Below are 14,778 nucleotides of genomic sequence, written 5' to 3'. Positions count from 1 at the left end.
GTTCTGACGGGTCGCGGCGGAAAGTGAAACGCTGGAAGCCATGATCGTACATCCCTATTGGGTAAGAAGCCGGCGTTCTGCCGTCCTCATCACGAAACACGTCGCTTCCTACTCACAAGTTAAGCTGATCGCGCGATATCGGCCTTTCTGCTTTGACTTCATTCCAAGACGCTGTTTTCAGGCCTGCAACTTCAAACAACGTTAACGGATGGTGTTGATGGTCCGACTGTCCTCTAGAACGGAGTTGGCCACATGCCCCTCAGAATCGAGCTTAAACCCTCAGAGCGCCTCATCATCAACGGCGCGCTGATCCGCAACCTCGATCGCCGCTCCACCTTCCTCGTCGAGACGCAATGCAAGCTGCTGCGCGAGAGCGAGATCATCCGTGAGAGCGAGGCTGACACACCTTGCAAGAAGCTCTGCGTCACCTTGCAGGTCATCTATCTGGCCGACGACCCTGCCGAGGCCGAGAACCTCTTCGTGCTGCAATCGACCGAGATCCTACAGCACATGCCGAGCGCCGCGCCCTACCTTCTGTCGATCCACGACGCCATCGCTGCCAAGCAGTACCACCTCGCCATCAAGACGGGGAAGAAGCTCATCGCGCACGAGGCAGAATCAGGCCGTTAGCCGCGCGGGGGCACGGTCATCGCGTCGTCCTGCGGGCCCCTGCTCACAAACCAGGACGATGCTCGCGCAGAGATCCGGGTATTGCTGGCCGAGCATGTAGCAGCCGTCCAGATACTCTGCCGAGACGATGTCCGTCTTGAGCAGCGAGTCCCATTGGAAGTTCGCGAACGCCTTGAAGAACACGCCGGTCCGGTGGATTACCGTCAGACCGGCGGCCGCGGCGTCCCGCTCCAGCGTATCGAGGCTGTAGGTGCGCTGGTGTCCGTGCTGCCGCTCGGCATCGGTGACGGCTGCGCTGTGTGTGATCAGGCCCATCTTCACTGCGATCTGTCGGGACGGCGCATTGGCGTTCGGGCAGGCGATCAGCAGACGGCCGCCGTCCGCGAGCCATGTCTGGTTCACGGATCGGAGCAGCCCTACCGGGTCGTCGAGATGTTCGAGCACATGCGTGAGGACGACGGTATCGTAACGTTCGGGAAGCGCAGCCGTTTCGAACGTCGAATGCACGAACTTGATGGGTCCGTCGACCCGCTCGCGTGCTGCGGCGATTGCCTCCCCCGAGGCTTCCACACAGGTGATGTCGGAGAAATACGGCGTCAGGCGCCGGGTGAAGTCGCCTCGGAAGCTTCCGAGCTCGAGCAGCCGCCCCGGTCGGAAGAACGGCTCGAAGGCGCGAACCATGTATCCGTGCATCACGTCGAGGTCGAAATCGTAGGCGTAGCGGTGGCCGGGGACGTCCTGCGCCTCGTGATCGAAGTCGCGGGTCTCGCTCATGGAACGGCCTCCTCTTGGAGTTCGAGAAATAGTCGCAACGTCTCGCCGTCCGTCGCCTCTCCACGGAAACCGAGACTGCGGTAGAGTCCGAGCGCGCTCGCCCTATGATCGACGGAGAGCAGGAGCCGGTCGAATGAGAGGCTGCGGGCGTGTGCGATGCCTCCCAGCAGCAGGCGGCGACCGATGCCGCGCCTAGTCTGCTCTGGGACGACGCTGACATTCGTCACGAATGCGTCGTGCCGGTCGGGAGCGTTGCAATAGACCGCGACGAGCCCGATCAGATCGGAACCGGCCCACGCCTCGAACCGCTCGGCCTGCGAGACGAGCCTGGCAGCGTAACCTGGGATCGAGACCCGCGTCGCGAGCGGCGGCACGAAGGCCCCGTCGCAGGCGAGAAGGTGAGCGCGGACATCCTCGATCCGCGATCGGTTCCGGTCGTAGCGCGGCCCGGTCACGGTTCGAGCCGCGCCGCGCCGAAGCCGAAACGGCCGAAGGCGTTGCCGTTGTAGAGGAGGTAGGTCGCCCCGTCGCACGCGAAGACATGCGGGTAGCACTGCATGTCGGAATCCCACTCACCCGGCGTGCCCTGCAACGGTAGCGCGTCATCGTCGCGGGTCCAGTGCGAGAAGTCGTCGGACCACGCGTGCCCGAGCCGGTACCCGCGGCCTGGATGGGTGCGGAAATCGACCTGCTCCCGGTAGCAGAACACCATGTGACGACGTTCGCCGACGTCGAAGACGGACGGCAACGCCTGGCATTCCTCCGGCCCGAGCCGGTCGGAAATGATCCGACGGCCATCCTGCTTCGCCCAGGCGATACCGTCCTGCGAAGTCGCGTGGCCGATCTTGTAGACCCGCTCCGGCGCGCCGCCCATGCTCGGGCGGCTCCAGGTCGTGCCGAAGATGTACCACATGTGGAAAAGGCCATCGATCACACGGACGAAGCCGTCACCCACCAGGAATGGCTCGTGCAACGAGGCTGCGAGGACGGGTCCGGAACCCCGCCGCTCGAAGGTCACGCCTCCATCGCCGCTGACGCTGAGACCGATCGCGGTTTCGATCGGAACCGAGACCCGGCGGCTCCAGCCCGTGGTGTAGCCGTAAATCAGGCAATCGTGCCGCAGGATGTTCATCGGGAAAATGCCGTGCTCGTCGAAGGTCCCAAGAGAACCCTGCTCGATGACGGGCCGTTTCGAGACCGCCAAGATGCCGCTCAGGTCCTTGCGCATGTCGACGAAGGCGACGTGGCTCCGGTACTGGCCATCCGGTTCCTGGCTGCGTGTCGAGAAGTAGATCCGGACGAAATCGTCGAAGACAAGGGCCTGCGGGGATTGGGCGAAGGCGCCGCAGCCGAACGGGAGCGGATGCTCGCGCGGATCGTAGATTTGACCGAGCTTCGCCCACCGCATTGCGTTCAACTGAATCCGCCGTCGAGCGCGGCAATCCCGAACCCGTCGCGACCGACCCCGTTGCCAAGGTAGGCGAGATAGATCCTGTCATCGACCTCGAAGACGTGGGGGTAACTGATCATCTCGGAATCCCAGCCCTCCTCGGACACGTCGATGCCGCACCGACCGTCTTCCCGAGTCCAATGCATGAGGTCGGTGCTCCAGGCGTAACCGATGCGGTAGCCGCGTTCCCGACTACGGAACCCCTCGCTGTGACGGTAGCAGAAATGCATGTGATAGCGCCCGTCCGCCTCGAACACGTCGGGGCTGGCCTGAGCCTCGTCCGCTTCGATCCGCGGCGGGATCAAATCACGTCCCACCTTGGTCCAGGATAGACCGTCGAAAGAGGTCGCCATTCGGATCCGGTAGACCGGCTCGGCGCGGCCTTCGACTGTCTTCCAGGAGCAGCCGGCGATGTAGAAGAGGTACCACGTCCGGCCGAACCGCCGCACCTTCGGACCGCTCATCACGAAAGGCTCGTCCGGCGTGTAAGGGATGATCGGGCCAGGTCCCAGCCGCTCGAAGCGGCGACCGCCGTCGCGGCTCACCGCGCAGCCGATCGCCGTGTTGAAGGGGACCGATTGGCAGCGCGTCCAGCCGGCGTAGTAGGCGCGGATCTCCGAGCCGGACCGGATCACCGAGACGGGATAGACGCCGAATTCGTCGAACGCGCCGGTTTCGCCGAGCGGCAGGATCGGCTCATCCGCGACCCCGCGCACGCTGAACAGGTCGCGGCGGTCGAGGTCGACGAAGGCGCTGTAGCTGACATACTGGCCGTCCGCGTCCGGGGCCGGCCGGCATGAGACGTACATCCGCACGACGTCGTCGCACACGAGTGCGGCGGGCGCCTGCGCGAAGGCCTTCATCCAGGGGCGGTCGCGAACCGTTCCGGGATCGAAGACGCGTCCAAGCTTGCGCCAACGGGGCACGGGTCTTCCTCCCCTTCAATAAGATCGTAGCCGTCTTGGAGCATCGTAAGGAGCGTTGATCGCGGATTGAACATCATCACGTCGACGATCGACAACCACGGGACGAACGGATGGCCGAACTGTGCGTAGGCGAAGGGCCGCGCACGCAGGAAGCGCAAGGCGATGCCATGCTGCGCGAAGGCGGCGGGTTCGTAGAGGGCCGTGCCTCCGATCGGATTGATGTAGGTGCTCGCGCCCAGGCGCTGGCAGATGTCGAGGACGCGATCCTGCCGGCGCAGGACGGTCTCGCCCTCGACTTCCGAGGCGATCCGGATGGGTGTGTCGATCTGGAGGTGCGCGCAAGTTCGGACGAGCGCGTGGCGAAGATGGTCGAAGAGAGTGTGGGCTTCGTACTTCAGGGTGGCCTCGACCAGGGGCATCGTCTCAACGAAATGCGGCGCGCGTCGATAGGCCTGCGCGATCTGGCGGCAAAGCTGGTCCGGCGCGAAGCTTGCCGCGACCCGACGCTCGCGGATGTCGAGAGAATCCGAATCCTTCTCGATTGGCAGCGTGAAGACGAACACGTCGCCGTCTCGCAGGAGGCGGTTGCGGTTGATCCAGCCCTTCTTCGTGTACTTGACCGTGTCGTAGACGACGAACTGGTCGACGGCCGCGATGAGCTGGAAATAGCCGATGTAAGGCAGCAGGTACGGCTGCATGATCGCGACCTTCATGGGTTCGCGATCCGTGCGATGACGCGCGCGACGACGGCGGCGTCCAGGTCCGGATAGATGGGTAGGCAGAGCACGCGGTCTGCGGCGAGGGCCGCGACGGGGAGCAGGTCGCGCCGCGCGCTCGGCAGCGACCGATACATCGGGAATTCCGAGATCAGCGGATAGAAGTACCGGCGGGGATGAATGCCGTCGCGTTTCAGAGCGTCGTTCAACGCGTCGCGGCTTAAGGGATAGTCCGGACCGACGAGAATCGGGAAATAGGAATAGTTGGCCGTATCTTCGCCAGCATCGTCCAGGCAGCGGACGCCTCTGACGCCCCGCAGGCCCTCGCGGTAAGCCGCGTCGATCGTTCGCCGGCGGTCTAGCGCCGTGTCGACATATTTGAGCTGAACCAAGCCGAGCGCCGCGTTGAGCTCGCTCATCTTACCGTTCATGCCGATGTCGACGACGCAGGTTTCGCCGTCGTGACCGAAGTTCTTGAGTTTGTCGATCTGATCCTTCCGGGTCGCGTCCCCGCAGACTACGGCGCCGCCCTCGAAGGTGTTAAACACCTTCGTCGCGTGGAAGCTGAGGACCGAGAGATCGCCATAGGTCAGCAGGCTGCGGCCGCGATGCCTCACGCCGAAGGCATGGGCCGCGTCATAGATCACCTTGAGACCGTGCCGGCGGCCGATCGCGTCGATTGCTTCGACATCGCAGGGATGGCCGTAGCAATGGACCGGCAGGATCGCGGAGGTTCGCGGGGTGATGGCCGCTTCGATGGCGGCCGGATCGAGGTTCAGCGTATCGGGATCGACATCCGCGAAGACGGGCGTGAGGCCGCTCCACAGCAAGGCGTGCGAGGTCGCCACGAAGGAATAGGGCGTGGTGATCACCTCGCCCGACAAGTGGAGAGCGCGCAGGGCGACGATCAGCGCGGTGGTGGCGTTGTTGAAGAGGGCGATCTCGGGAACGCCGAGATGGTCTCTCAGGCGGTCCTCCAATTCGCGGTGGTATGGACCGCCGTTCGTGAGAACTCGGGTCCGCCAGATGCTTTCGAGGAGCGGCGTGAACTCGTCGAGTGGCGGCAGGAACGGACGCGTGACGAAGATCGGCTCGGCAGGAGCCGCCCCCGGATTCGGCACCTCGGGGGCTTCGAGGATACGCGCGAATTCCTGCTCCAGCCTGCGCAGGACGGCCTGCACGGGCGTGCTTGGGATGCTGCTCGTAGAGGGCGGCCGTGCGTCCTCCGGGGTGGTCGTTGCACTCAATGCTTCCACAGTGCCTCGTGACGGCACGTCGGCGCTTTCTTCTGCAAGGGGCAAATTTCGCGCGTTAGCCTGCATCGACCCAACGCCTCCACATCGTTCGGAAGGCATCACCGACCTCTTCGGCAAGTCGGACATGGTTCATGAGAGGGCTCGCGAATACGCGTTCACGCAGGCCCGACCGGATGGCCCGCAGGCGATCGATATCGCGTGCCAAGTCAACCGCACAGGCGGCGTAATCCTCCAGCGTCTCTGCCGCGAGCTCCTGAAGCCCCACGGCCGTCAGTACGGCGACGCCCGTTCGCCCGGCCGCATGCGTGCCCTTCAACGCGATGAAGGGCACGCCCATGCAAAGGGTCTCACAGCTCGTCGTGCCGCCATTGTAGGGGAACGAGTCGAGGGCGATATCGAACTCGTGGTACAGGTCAAAGTAGCCGGGGCCCACCCGCGGATGCAAGCTCACGCGAGGGTGCAGCAACACGCGATCGAGGGGCAGCCCAGCGCCCGACAAGCGCTCCTGGACGTGCTCTCGGACCTCGGGGGCCTCGACGCCACCCACGACCATGAACAGCCGCGCGTCGGGGAGTTCCCGCAGGATGCGGGCCCAGACTCTTAGTGCGTGATCGCCGATTTTCTCGAAGCGGTTCAGGACGCCGAAGGTGACGTAGCCTCTGTCCTCAAAGGGCGCGCGCCTTCGAACCTCCGGAAGGTCAGTGGGCGGTTGGTAGGTGGCTGAGACGCCCGGCAGGCGCCACACGGTCTCCGTGTGAAAAGCGTCCGAGGTGCCCGGCACGTCGTGGACCGCGTCGGTTATGCGGTAGTTTATTGCCGTCAGCCCCGTCGTTGCGGGGTGCCCCATCCAAGTCGCCTGAATGGGTGCAGGCTTGCGGGCGAACACCAGCAGTCGGTGCCCGGCGCTATGTCCTGAAAGATCGACGAGGATGTCGATCGCGTGGGTCTCAACCAAATCCGCGGCCGCGTTGTCGGTCAACCCAGCGATACTGTGCCAAGCGTCGAACTTGCCGCGCAGACGAAGCGATACGGCGTCCTCCGTCCCGCGCGTCATGTAGGCGGTGAGGTCGAAAGCGTTTCGGTCCAAGCGTTCGAGGACTGGTTCGAGGAAGCGGGCGACCGCGTGCGCGCAGAGGTCGGCCGAAACGAATCCGATCCGGAGCCGGCGAGTCGGATCACGATCGTTAGCGAAGGGGCGTCGCCGCAACAGGGGATCGGCGAAGCGGCGGCCGAAGGTAACGGCATCGCGGAAATACTCAGCCGGTGAGACATCGGTCGCGTAGAGCTTCGCGAAGAGCCGGTTCGAATGCGCCGTCACGTGTCCGGGCTCGCAATCGATGGCTCGGTCGTAGGCTGAGATCGCTTCGGTCAGACTACCCAAGGACTTCAAGCTGATTCCGAGATTGACGTAGCCGCCGGCCAAGTTCGGATTGATGGTGAGCGCCCGCTTCGCATGGTTCAAGGCCAAGTCGTACTCGCCACGCTTGGTCAGGGCGCCGGAGAGGTTCGAGTGCGCGAGAGCTAAGTTCGGATCAAGCTCAACCGCCTTTTGGAGCGCCGACACGGCCCCGTTGTAATCTCCAATGGTTGTAAGAAAGCCGCCAAGACCGCTGAAGAACTCAGGGTTGTCAGGCTCGCGGAAAATAGCGATGCTGAACAGGTTGAAGGCCAGATCGAGGTTATTTCTCCGAGCGGCGACCGCACCCGCGTAATATGTTGCAGCCGCGTGCGTCTCGTCGATCGCGATGACGAGATCGAGAAGAGCCTCAGCCTGTGGGTCGTCGTTGTTGGTGTAATGAATCAAAGCTTCGGCAAAAGCCAGATTGACGAAGTTCATGACGATCGCTCGCGCACCGTCGGCGTGACCGTGCTGCGCCAGAAACCTTTCGATAATTGTGCGCGCCTCCGCCACCCTGCCGGCTTCCAGCAGGGCAGTCGCCAGGGCGAGCCAGTAATCCGGCCGTTCTGGAGCGCAACGCAAGGCCGCGACGTAGTGCGGCAAGGCCGTTGCAGACGCGCCGGTCCTTCGGGCAAGCGCCGCTAGCTCGAAATGCGCCGCCGCGTGTCCCGGTGCCGCATCCAAGACGGATTGAAGGTTGCGCCGGGCCTTCTCAAACCGACCTGCGGCGTAGTGTTCGGCAGCCTTCGTGAAAAAGCGTTCGGCAGGTTGGACTGCGCGAGGTTGCTCGATACCGCGTGATTGTCGTTGCTTGAGCACGTCTCGCCTCCCGGCAGAACCGGGAAGGTGGAAGCATTATTCCTAAGAAAGAGTTAACCGCACCAAGAACCGCCTCGTTGATGGTCGGTTGATGTCGACATGCGTGCTTGATATCCGGCCTTATCGTTCGCGGGCACAACGCATCCGGTTTGCTGTATCAACCATCAAGCAGTGCCTCGAACCGGGGGCTGAACTCGATCGGCACCAGAGGACGATGAGGGCGGCTGCGAGACTATCGAGCGGGTCACGTTCGAAACTTGCGCATCCTCGCCGCGCAGCATCTTAAAGTATCTAACCTGCGCAGGGGGTCATCCTCGCATCACAGCCGAGCCAGCGAACGGAAACGGCGTTGGCGGGCGGACCAGGCGTAGCGGGCGTCGCCCTCGAGCAGGTGGGCGTGGTCTGACAGACGGTTGCGCTCAAGCCACGCCAGCGCCGCCTCGAGCTCGGCCATCGTCATCTCGGTTCGCCCTTTGCCCAGGACCCGCTTCAGCACCGCGTTGTAGCGATGAGGCAGGTTCCCGCCGTGCGGGGCACGCAAGTCCGCCTCGTCCTCGACGGCCTGTGCCGCCACGGCCGCCGCGAGCTGCTGGCGCACGGCGCGTTCGCTAAAGGAGGGGATCGCGCTCGTCGCGTCCGACATGACGGCTCGCGCGGAACTCCCCTCGGCGGCCGGCGCGGCCACCGGCTTCGGCCGCGGCCGCAGCATGGCGTAGCGGAGACCGACGGCGTTGCTCTCGAGCGGCGTGATGCCGCCCGGGTCCGTGTCGCGCCAGCGGACCGGCTCGGGGGTGAGTGCCGAGACCGGCCTCGGCTCGCGCGGGCGGGTCGCCGTGCCCTGCTCGGCCTCGAGTTCGGCCCGGAACCGGGCGAAGAGCGGATCGTCGGGATGGAAGACGAGGGCCTGCTGCTCGCCGTAGGGCCCCGCATGCGGGTCGACGCGGGTGGCACGAGCCAGCATCTGTTCGAGCCAGGGCCGTGACCGGATATGCGTGAGCGCGGCGACCACGGCGACCTCGGGCGCATCGAGTCCTTCGTAGGCCATTGCCACGGTGACCAGCACGGCCGGCTCCGGGCACAGACGGAAGGCGGCGAGCGCGGCATGCGCGTCCTGCACCGACGACGTGGCGAGCTGCACATCGCGCTCGGCCTGTTCCGCGGGCATCCAGGCGCGCAGGATGGCAAGGTAGTGCCGCGCGCTCGCCTGATCTGCCGCGACGACGAGGAGCTTGCCGAGACCCCGGGCGCTCTCGGCGGGTGCGAGGCCCCGCTCGCGCCGCCGGCGCGCGCGCAGGCGCCGCGTCGCGTGGAAGGCCTCGCTCAGGAGGTCGCGGGCGAACCCGGTGCGCAGGGCCGTGAACAACGCCGGACGCGTCGTCACGCGCACGCCGCCTCCCGAGAGCCGATGCGGGCCGACCCTGGCCTGCCCGGCGCTGCGGCCGCCCTCGAGCCAGCTCGCCTCGCCGTCGAGGGCGCCGAAGTTCAGCGGAAGCACGGCGCGCTCTGCGAGGGCCTGGGCCCGCGAGTAGCCGATGACGGCCCATCCCGGCGCGTCGAGGTCGATCTGCGGCGCGCCGGCCTGTGGGCCATCCCTGTAGGGCAGCCACAGGATCCGACGTCCGTCCGCGCGCTCCAGGGTGCCGGACAGGAGAAGGCGCAGCGCTGCATGCTGGAAGAGTGGGAGCAGGGCCTGGCTCCATGCACCCGAATCCTCGTCGCCGGGTGGCCGATCATCGTTCGCCGCGCTGCCGGGCGAGGGCGCGGGCAGGTGGTGGACCTCGTCGACGACGAGCAGCGTCCGATGGCGCCGGATTTCGTCCAGGTGCAGGGCGGGCGCCGCCGCGATGGCCTGGTAGGTGGTGACGTAGCCGGCAAGGCCCCGGCTGGGATCGCGCGTGTTGTCGGCCGCCCGGACGCTGAGATCGTGCCCCAGCACCGCCCGCCAGAGCGGATCGGCAAAAGCCTCCTCGGCCTGCAGGCGCAAGCTGTCGCGCGGCACGACCCAGACCACCCGGTCGACCTGCCCGGCCTTGATGAGCCCCGCGGCCGCGATGACGGGCAGGAGCGACTTGCCGCCGCCGGGTGTGACGGCCGCGAGGATGTCCGACACGCCCCCCGCTTCGCCCCGTGCAAGGGCGGCGACGAGGCTGGCGAGTGCGCGCTGATGGGTGCGCAGCGCGCGGGGCGACGCGGTCAAAGTACCGGAGCGGGGTTCGACGAAGGCATTGCGGCAGGATGTCGGAAACTGTTGCGCCTGTGAATCCTCTCCGTGCAGATGCAACTGTGAAAGTTGGGCTCACGGGCGAGGCCTGGACCGAATGGTCCACGGCCCCGGGAGGGCCCGCGAGCCGAAGCGGTCGGCTCGGCCCTCGAAAGGTTGAACGGTGCATGCGAAAGTGTGGGATGCCTCGGCCGACCTGCCGAGGCTTCGGCCGAAGGCAGCCGGCAAGATCGAGCGGGCGGTACGTCCCTGCGCGCTTCGAAGGATTGCGGCGTGACGCCGGACGGGTTCGACCGCGACCGTTTCGCGAAGTGCCAGGCCCTGGCCGTCGGCGGTGCCACGCCGGGCGAGCGCCAGGCTGGGCGGGCAGCGGCTGCGCGCGTGGCGGCGAATGCGGGCCTGACCGTGGAAGAAGCCGAACGCCTTGTGGGCGGTGGGTCCCAAGCCTCGGCGCGCCGAGGCTCATCCTCGCCCGAGCCGGAGACCTCCCGCCCATCGCGAGAGACCTACACCTGGCAGAAGCCGAAATCCGAGCCCGAACCCATCACGGTCGCGGAGATCCTCGCGCAGAAGGCGGCCGATCTGGCGCGGCGCAAGAAGGCCGCGGCTCGGCGACAGCGGGACGACCGGGCGCTGCACGCCGAAGAGGAGAAGGCCAAGGCAGTGCTGCGGGAGCAGCAAGCCGTCAGGGATCGCGAATGGGCGGAGGCCCGTCTCCGTCGCGATGGCGAGCCTCTTCCCTGAGGCTCGATGCCGGAGATCACCGCGGGGGCGGCGAGGGAACGCGAGGGCAGGAAGGGGACTGAAACCGGCAAAGCTCGGCGGCGCTCGAGCTCGCCCCGATGACCTCGCGGCCCCGAAGCGAGGCGAGATCAGCGGCCCAGCCGGAGAGGGAAGCTGAGTTCGGTCGAACCCGCCTCGGTCAGCAGCGGGGCAGGGGGAGGACGAAACGGCCCCGCGGCTCGGACGACGGACCTGGCGCGCTCGTCGAGCTCGGGAGAGCCGGAGCTCTTCTCCACCACCACGCGGTTCACGAAACCGTCGGCAGCGATCTGAACGCGGATTGTCACCGGACGCGACGCTCGGCCCCGCGACGGGTTCGTCTCCTTGCCGCCTGCCTTCGTGATCTTCGTGACGACCGTCGACAGCCATTCCCGCACGTCGGGGGGCGTCTGATCCTGGGCCCAAACTTCGCTGGAGGCGAGAAGGACCGCGCAGAGCCCGGCCGACCAGATGAACGAGCGCAATCCCATCCTGCAAACCTTCGTGGCCGTTCATTCAGGATCGCCGACGGGCGTGCTGCCCCAGCGCTCGTTCATCAACCTGCATACAGGACGAGCGACGCCGGTCCCGGCGGCCCTCGATGCGAAGTGTGTATGTCGTCCACGAATCTCAGGAGGACACTCGCATCGCGATGCGCTGACGACGCAGGCGAGCAAGGCATCCATGCAGCGCGACGCGGTCAGGGCGGCGTCGAGCAGCCGAGGTCGCGGTCGCGGGAGGATGGGGCCATTGCCGCGCCGCATCGGGCTGCCCCGGACGTCGCCCGGGTCCTGACCGGCGCTCGCGAGACGCCTGGTCTCACGCGATCCTGGGATCGACCACAGCTTCCGTCAGAGACGAGCCAGCGCGACCTTGGCCACGCCCGAGACGCCGATGGCGCGGGCCGAGGCGTTCGACAGATCGATGACGCGGCCACCGGTGAAGGGACCGCGATCGTTGATCCGGACCACGATCGAGCGACCGTTGGACTTGTTGGTCACACGAACCCGCGCGCCGAAGGGCAAGGTGCGATGAGCAGCGGTCAGGGCATGCGTGTTGAACCGTTCCCCGCTGGCCGTGCGCTTCCCGTGGAAGCCCGGTCCGTACCAGGAGGCCATGCCGGCCTGAGCGCGCGAGGCGGTGCGGGCATGAGCATGCGTCGTCGTCACGCACATCGTGGCAACAAGCGAGGCAAAAGCCAGTACGATCTTGGTGTTCATCATGTTTCCCGTTGCATAACCAACGGTTCGTCATGATGAGCTTGAATAATGCCGGAGTATGATTGCCGAAAATGTGTCAAAAAAGAACGGGCCGTGGACACATATTTGTCAGACAAGCTTGGGCCAGGCGCGAGTAGATGTCGGAAGTATAGCGATGATGGCGAAACAATAGCCTCGCGATGCAAGTGCGTCATCGCCCGCGCCGGGCGGGTCTCCTACGCGAGCCGTGCCGCGCCCGTCGAGCCGTGCGACGGGCGCGGAACCGCGTCGATCCAGGCCACCACCGGTTGGAGCGTCGGACGCGGTCCTGGCCCAACCGGGCGCGTCACGTTCGGGTCAGGTGGGTGGAAGGCTGATCCACGACCGGCCCGGCACCGTTCGACCCCGGGCGTGTCCACGTCCGAAGCTCGCCGGTGATGGCGGCGCCCGCTTCGAGGAACGTCTTCGGGAGGGGCGAGCGGAGAACAGGGAAATCGGGTGCCGCCCCGGAACGTTCGCTCACGTCGAACACGATCTCTTCGGACATCCCGAACCTCGGAGGAGGGATGCCGCGCGGAAAGCAATGCCCTCAAGCCTCCATCAGCGCCGCGACATGCGCGCCGACCGACTCGCGGAGACCCTGCAGGTCATAGCCGCCTTCGAGCAGCGACACGATCCGTCCCCCGCAATATCGGTCCGCAATCTCCATGACCCGTCGCGTCGCCCAGGCGAAATCCTCGGCCTCGAGCATGAGGTTGGCGAGCGGGTCGCGCCAATGGGCGTCGAATCCGGCGGAGACGAGGATGAGGTCCGGCTGGAAGTCGCTGAGACGTGTCAGGATCCGGCTCTCGAGAGCCTCTCTAAACGCCGCGCCGTCCGCGAAGGGCTTCAAGGGCGCATTCACGATCGTGCCGTGCTCGCCTTCCTCCGAGACCGCGCCGCTGCCGGGATAGAGCGGCATCTGGTGCGTTGAGCAGAACAGCACGGACGGGTCCGCCCAGAAGATGTCCTGGGTGCCGTTGCCGTGATGGACATCCCAGTCGACGACGGCGACCCGCTCGGCCCCGTGTGATCGCTGCGCATGCCGGGCCGCCACAGCCGCATTGTTGAAGAGACAGAAGCCCATGGCTTTGGTGCGCTCGGCGTGATGGCCCGGAGGTCGCATGGCGGAGAACGCGTTTCGCGAGACGCCGGTCATCACGAGGTCCACGCCTTGGACCGCGGCCCCGACGCCGCGCAGGACGCAATCGATGCTGCCGGGCGACAGGACCGTGTCGCCGTCGAGATGAACCAATCCCTCGGCTGGCGCTGCCGCAACGAGGCTGCGAATCCACGCCTCGGGATGAGCGAGCATGACGGTCTCGAGGCTCGCAGGCTCGGGCGCGCGGCGGTCGAGCGCGGCGAAGGCGGGCGCATCCAAACATTGGAGGACGGCGCGCATCCGCTCCGGCCGCTCGGGGTGCCCGTGAGGCGTGCGATGCTCCAGCGCAGAGGAATGATGAAGCAGAACCGTCATATCAAACCCCTGAACGTCCCGGCGCTCTGGTATACCAGAGCCTCCCGAAGCTCACCACCCGCAGCCTGGCCGAACGTCGCCGCTTTCGGTGATGGCGCGTTCGAGACCGGAAAGAGCCGGCACGGGGACCTAAAGCAGCTAAGCAGCAACTCGACGCAGGAACCATATCGCTTGGCTAAGCTTATGACGGCTGTGGTATTTATTATTCCTCAGTTCCGTAAATCAAAGACTACTTGTCACGTGTGGAAGCATCAGTACTCTGGGCTGCTCCGCTGGGAGCGAGGCAGGCGATGCCCTACACCACCGATCTCATCTTCGATGCTTCAAAAATGGACAAGGCCGCGGAGAAGCCGCCTCGCAAGCTTCGTGCGGATACGGACTCGAGTGCCATCGCCGAGGCCGAGCGTTTGTTACGCTCGTCGAGGGTCGTCGCAGGGGTCAACGGCGACGAGCCTCCGGCTGCCGGCGTCATCTCCAAGGATGGGCAGGAGTTCGTCTGCGTGATCGTGAACCCTCCCGCCTCCGAGACGGCCGAGGATCCCTCATCCCTGGCTGATCCTTCCCACCGCGGCAGCGACGTGGCCTGAGCCCGGAGTAGAAGGTTGAGCAGGCGGGCGCGGCGAACCGCGCGCGTTCGACCTTCGGACTCAGCGAGTCCCCATAGAAGGACCGCCAGAGGCGCCACCGCTGCCGGGTGGCCCGCTCGTCGGCGTTCCCCCGATGTTCACGCCGGGCTTGCTACCGGGGACGGATGCGGGGCTGGGATTGCCGGGAACAGCTTGGGCCGGACGATCATCGATGTCGGGTGCACCCGGAACCGGGCCGGGGGTCATGGACGGCGCGGTGACTCCCGTGTTCCCAGCACCGCCGCTCGGCGCCAGCTTCTCGGCGAAGGCTGACCCCGCGAGCAGCACGGCTGCGCAGGTGCTGAAAACCATCGTCATGCGCGCCATGGACTCGTCCGTGTACCCGTACCGTCGACCCAACAGTCGGCACGCGCGGAAGTTCAAGGCTGGCGCATTCGCGTCGGCCGCCCGGTGCTACGCCCTAGCGCGCCAACCTATGGTTCGGAAGACTACAGCTCTGGCGCACCCGACACGATTCGAACGT

General features: G+C 66.0%; 15 protein-coding genes. 3 read left to right on the top strand and 12 right to left on the bottom strand.

Features of this window, described 5'->3' with window-relative positions:
* The first annotated feature begins 252 nt into the window (after positions 1-252).
* On the top strand, positions 253-630 hold the full coding sequence (locus MFF55_RS16810) for a flagellar biosynthesis repressor FlbT (RefSeq protein WP_238245255.1): 378 nt from the start codon (positions 253-255) through the stop codon (positions 628-630).
* Here the strand turns inward: MFF55_RS16810 and MFF55_RS16805 are convergent.
* The 8 genes from MFF55_RS16805 to MFF55_RS16770 all read right to left on the bottom strand — a co-directional run bounded on the left by MFF55_RS16805 (position 619) and on the right by MFF55_RS16770 (position 10,167).
* Positions 619-1,404 carry a class I SAM-dependent methyltransferase gene (locus MFF55_RS16805; protein WP_238245254.1) on the bottom strand — a complete coding sequence of 262 codons (786 nt, stop codon included), beginning with the start codon at positions 1,402-1,404 and terminating at the stop codon, positions 619-621. The genes MFF55_RS16810 and MFF55_RS16805 overlap by 12 nt on opposite strands.
* Positions 1,401-1,859 (bottom strand): GNAT family N-acetyltransferase, encoded by a 459-nt coding sequence (locus MFF55_RS16800; RefSeq protein ID WP_238245253.1) that lies wholly within the window; start codon positions 1,857-1,859, stop codon positions 1,401-1,403. The genes MFF55_RS16805 and MFF55_RS16800 overlap by 4 nt, the downstream gene beginning before the upstream one ends.
* Positions 1,856-2,812 (bottom strand): glycoside hydrolase family protein, encoded by a 957-nt coding sequence (locus tag MFF55_RS16795; protein ID WP_238245252.1) that lies wholly within the window; start codon positions 2,810-2,812, stop codon positions 1,856-1,858. Before MFF55_RS16795 ends, MFF55_RS16800 begins: the two co-directional genes overlap by 4 nt.
* 5 nt (positions 2,813-2,817) lie before the next feature.
* Positions 2,818-3,780 (bottom strand): glycoside hydrolase family protein, encoded by a 963-nt coding sequence (locus MFF55_RS16790; RefSeq protein WP_238245251.1) that lies wholly within the window; start codon positions 3,778-3,780, stop codon positions 2,818-2,820.
* On the bottom strand, positions 3,714-4,493 hold the full coding sequence (locus tag MFF55_RS16785; RefSeq protein WP_238245250.1) for a WbqC family protein: 780 nt from the start codon (positions 4,491-4,493) through the stop codon (positions 3,714-3,716). Before MFF55_RS16785 ends, MFF55_RS16790 begins: the two co-directional genes overlap by 67 nt.
* Positions 4,490-5,743: a DegT/DnrJ/EryC1/StrS family aminotransferase gene (locus tag MFF55_RS16780; protein WP_373874821.1), complete on the bottom strand. Its 1,254-nt coding sequence runs from the start codon at positions 5,741-5,743 to the stop codon at positions 4,490-4,492. Before MFF55_RS16780 ends, MFF55_RS16785 begins: the two co-directional genes overlap by 4 nt.
* Positions 5,744-5,807: 64 nt before the next feature.
* Complete coding sequence (locus MFF55_RS16775) at positions 5,808-7,970, bottom strand: tetratricopeptide repeat protein (protein WP_238245249.1); 2,163 nt, start codon at positions 7,968-7,970, stop codon at positions 5,808-5,810.
* Positions 7,971-8,289: 319 nt separating this feature from the next.
* Complete coding sequence (locus MFF55_RS16770) at positions 8,290-10,167, bottom strand: DEAD/DEAH box helicase (protein ID WP_238245248.1); 1,878 nt, start codon at positions 10,165-10,167, stop codon at positions 8,290-8,292.
* Between the two features lie 297 nt (positions 10,168-10,464).
* Here MFF55_RS16770 and MFF55_RS16765 point away from each other — a divergent pair, with 297 nt between their 5' ends.
* A complete protein-coding gene (locus MFF55_RS16765) occupies positions 10,465-10,935 on the top strand; it encodes a hypothetical protein (RefSeq protein ID WP_238245247.1) in 471 nt (156 codons plus the stop codon).
* A gap of 128 nt (positions 10,936-11,063) precedes the next feature.
* Here the strand turns inward: MFF55_RS16765 and MFF55_RS16760 are convergent, their stop codons facing one another.
* The 4 genes from MFF55_RS16760 to MFF55_RS16745 form a co-directional block, all read right to left on the bottom strand.
* Positions 11,064-11,444 (bottom strand): energy transducer TonB family protein, encoded by a 381-nt coding sequence (locus tag MFF55_RS16760; protein WP_238245246.1) that lies wholly within the window; start codon positions 11,442-11,444, stop codon positions 11,064-11,066.
* A 360-nt stretch (positions 11,445-11,804) separates the two neighbouring features.
* Complete coding sequence (locus MFF55_RS16755) at positions 11,805-12,128, bottom strand: septal ring lytic transglycosylase RlpA family protein (RefSeq protein ID WP_238245256.1); 324 nt, start codon at positions 12,126-12,128, stop codon at positions 11,805-11,807.
* Positions 12,129-12,498: 370 nt separating this feature from the next.
* A complete protein-coding gene (locus MFF55_RS16750) occupies positions 12,499-12,699 on the bottom strand; it encodes a hypothetical protein (RefSeq protein ID WP_238245245.1) in 201 nt (66 codons plus the stop codon).
* Between the two features lie 42 nt (positions 12,700-12,741).
* Positions 12,742-13,668 (bottom strand): histone deacetylase family protein, encoded by a 927-nt coding sequence (locus tag MFF55_RS16745; protein ID WP_238245244.1) that lies wholly within the window; start codon positions 13,666-13,668, stop codon positions 12,742-12,744.
* A 290-nt stretch (positions 13,669-13,958) separates the two neighbouring features.
* Here MFF55_RS16745 and MFF55_RS16740 point away from each other — a divergent pair, with 290 nt between their 5' ends.
* Positions 13,959-14,255, top strand: coding sequence for a hypothetical protein (locus MFF55_RS16740; RefSeq protein ID WP_238245243.1), 297 nt, complete (start codon positions 13,959-13,961; stop codon positions 14,253-14,255).
* Positions 14,256-14,778 lie beyond the last annotated feature (523 nt).

The sequence above is a fragment of the Methylobacterium iners genome, from assembly GCF_022179305.1.
GTDB lineage: Bacteria > Pseudomonadota > Alphaproteobacteria > Rhizobiales > Beijerinckiaceae > Methylobacterium > Methylobacterium iners.
This window is presented reverse-complemented; position numbering and strand designations above follow the sequence as displayed.

What these genes read in the sequence shown, in the direction of transcription:
- MFF55_RS16810 (WP_238245255.1), top strand. Translation starts at nt 253, where the DNA reads ATGCCCCTCAGAATCGAGCTTAAACCCTCAGAGCGCCTCATCATCAAC.
- MFF55_RS16805 (WP_238245254.1), bottom strand. Translation starts at nt 1,404, where the DNA reads ATGAGCGAGACCCGCGACTTCGATCACGAGGCGCAGGACGTCCCCGGC.
- MFF55_RS16795 (WP_238245252.1), bottom strand. Translation starts at nt 2,812, where the DNA reads ATGCGGTGGGCGAAGCTCGGTCAAATCTACGATCCGCGCGAGCATCCG.
- MFF55_RS16785 (WP_238245250.1), bottom strand. Translation starts at nt 4,493, where the DNA reads ATGAAGGTCGCGATCATGCAGCCGTACCTGCTGCCTTACATCGGCTAT.
- MFF55_RS16760 (WP_238245246.1), bottom strand. Translation starts at nt 11,444, where the DNA reads ATGGGATTGCGCTCGTTCATCTGGTCGGCCGGGCTCTGCGCGGTCCTT.
- MFF55_RS16755 (WP_238245256.1), bottom strand. Translation starts at nt 12,128, where the DNA reads ATGTGCGTGACGACGACGCATGCTCATGCCCGCACCGCCTCGCGCGCT.
- MFF55_RS16750 (WP_238245245.1), bottom strand. Translation starts at nt 12,699, where the DNA reads ATGTCCGAAGAGATCGTGTTCGACGTGAGCGAACGTTCCGGGGCGGCA.
- MFF55_RS16745 (WP_238245244.1), bottom strand. Translation starts at nt 13,668, where the DNA reads ATGACGGTTCTGCTTCATCATTCCTCTGCGCTGGAGCATCGCACGCCT.
- MFF55_RS16740 (WP_238245243.1), top strand. Translation starts at nt 13,959, where the DNA reads ATGCCCTACACCACCGATCTCATCTTCGATGCTTCAAAAATGGACAAG.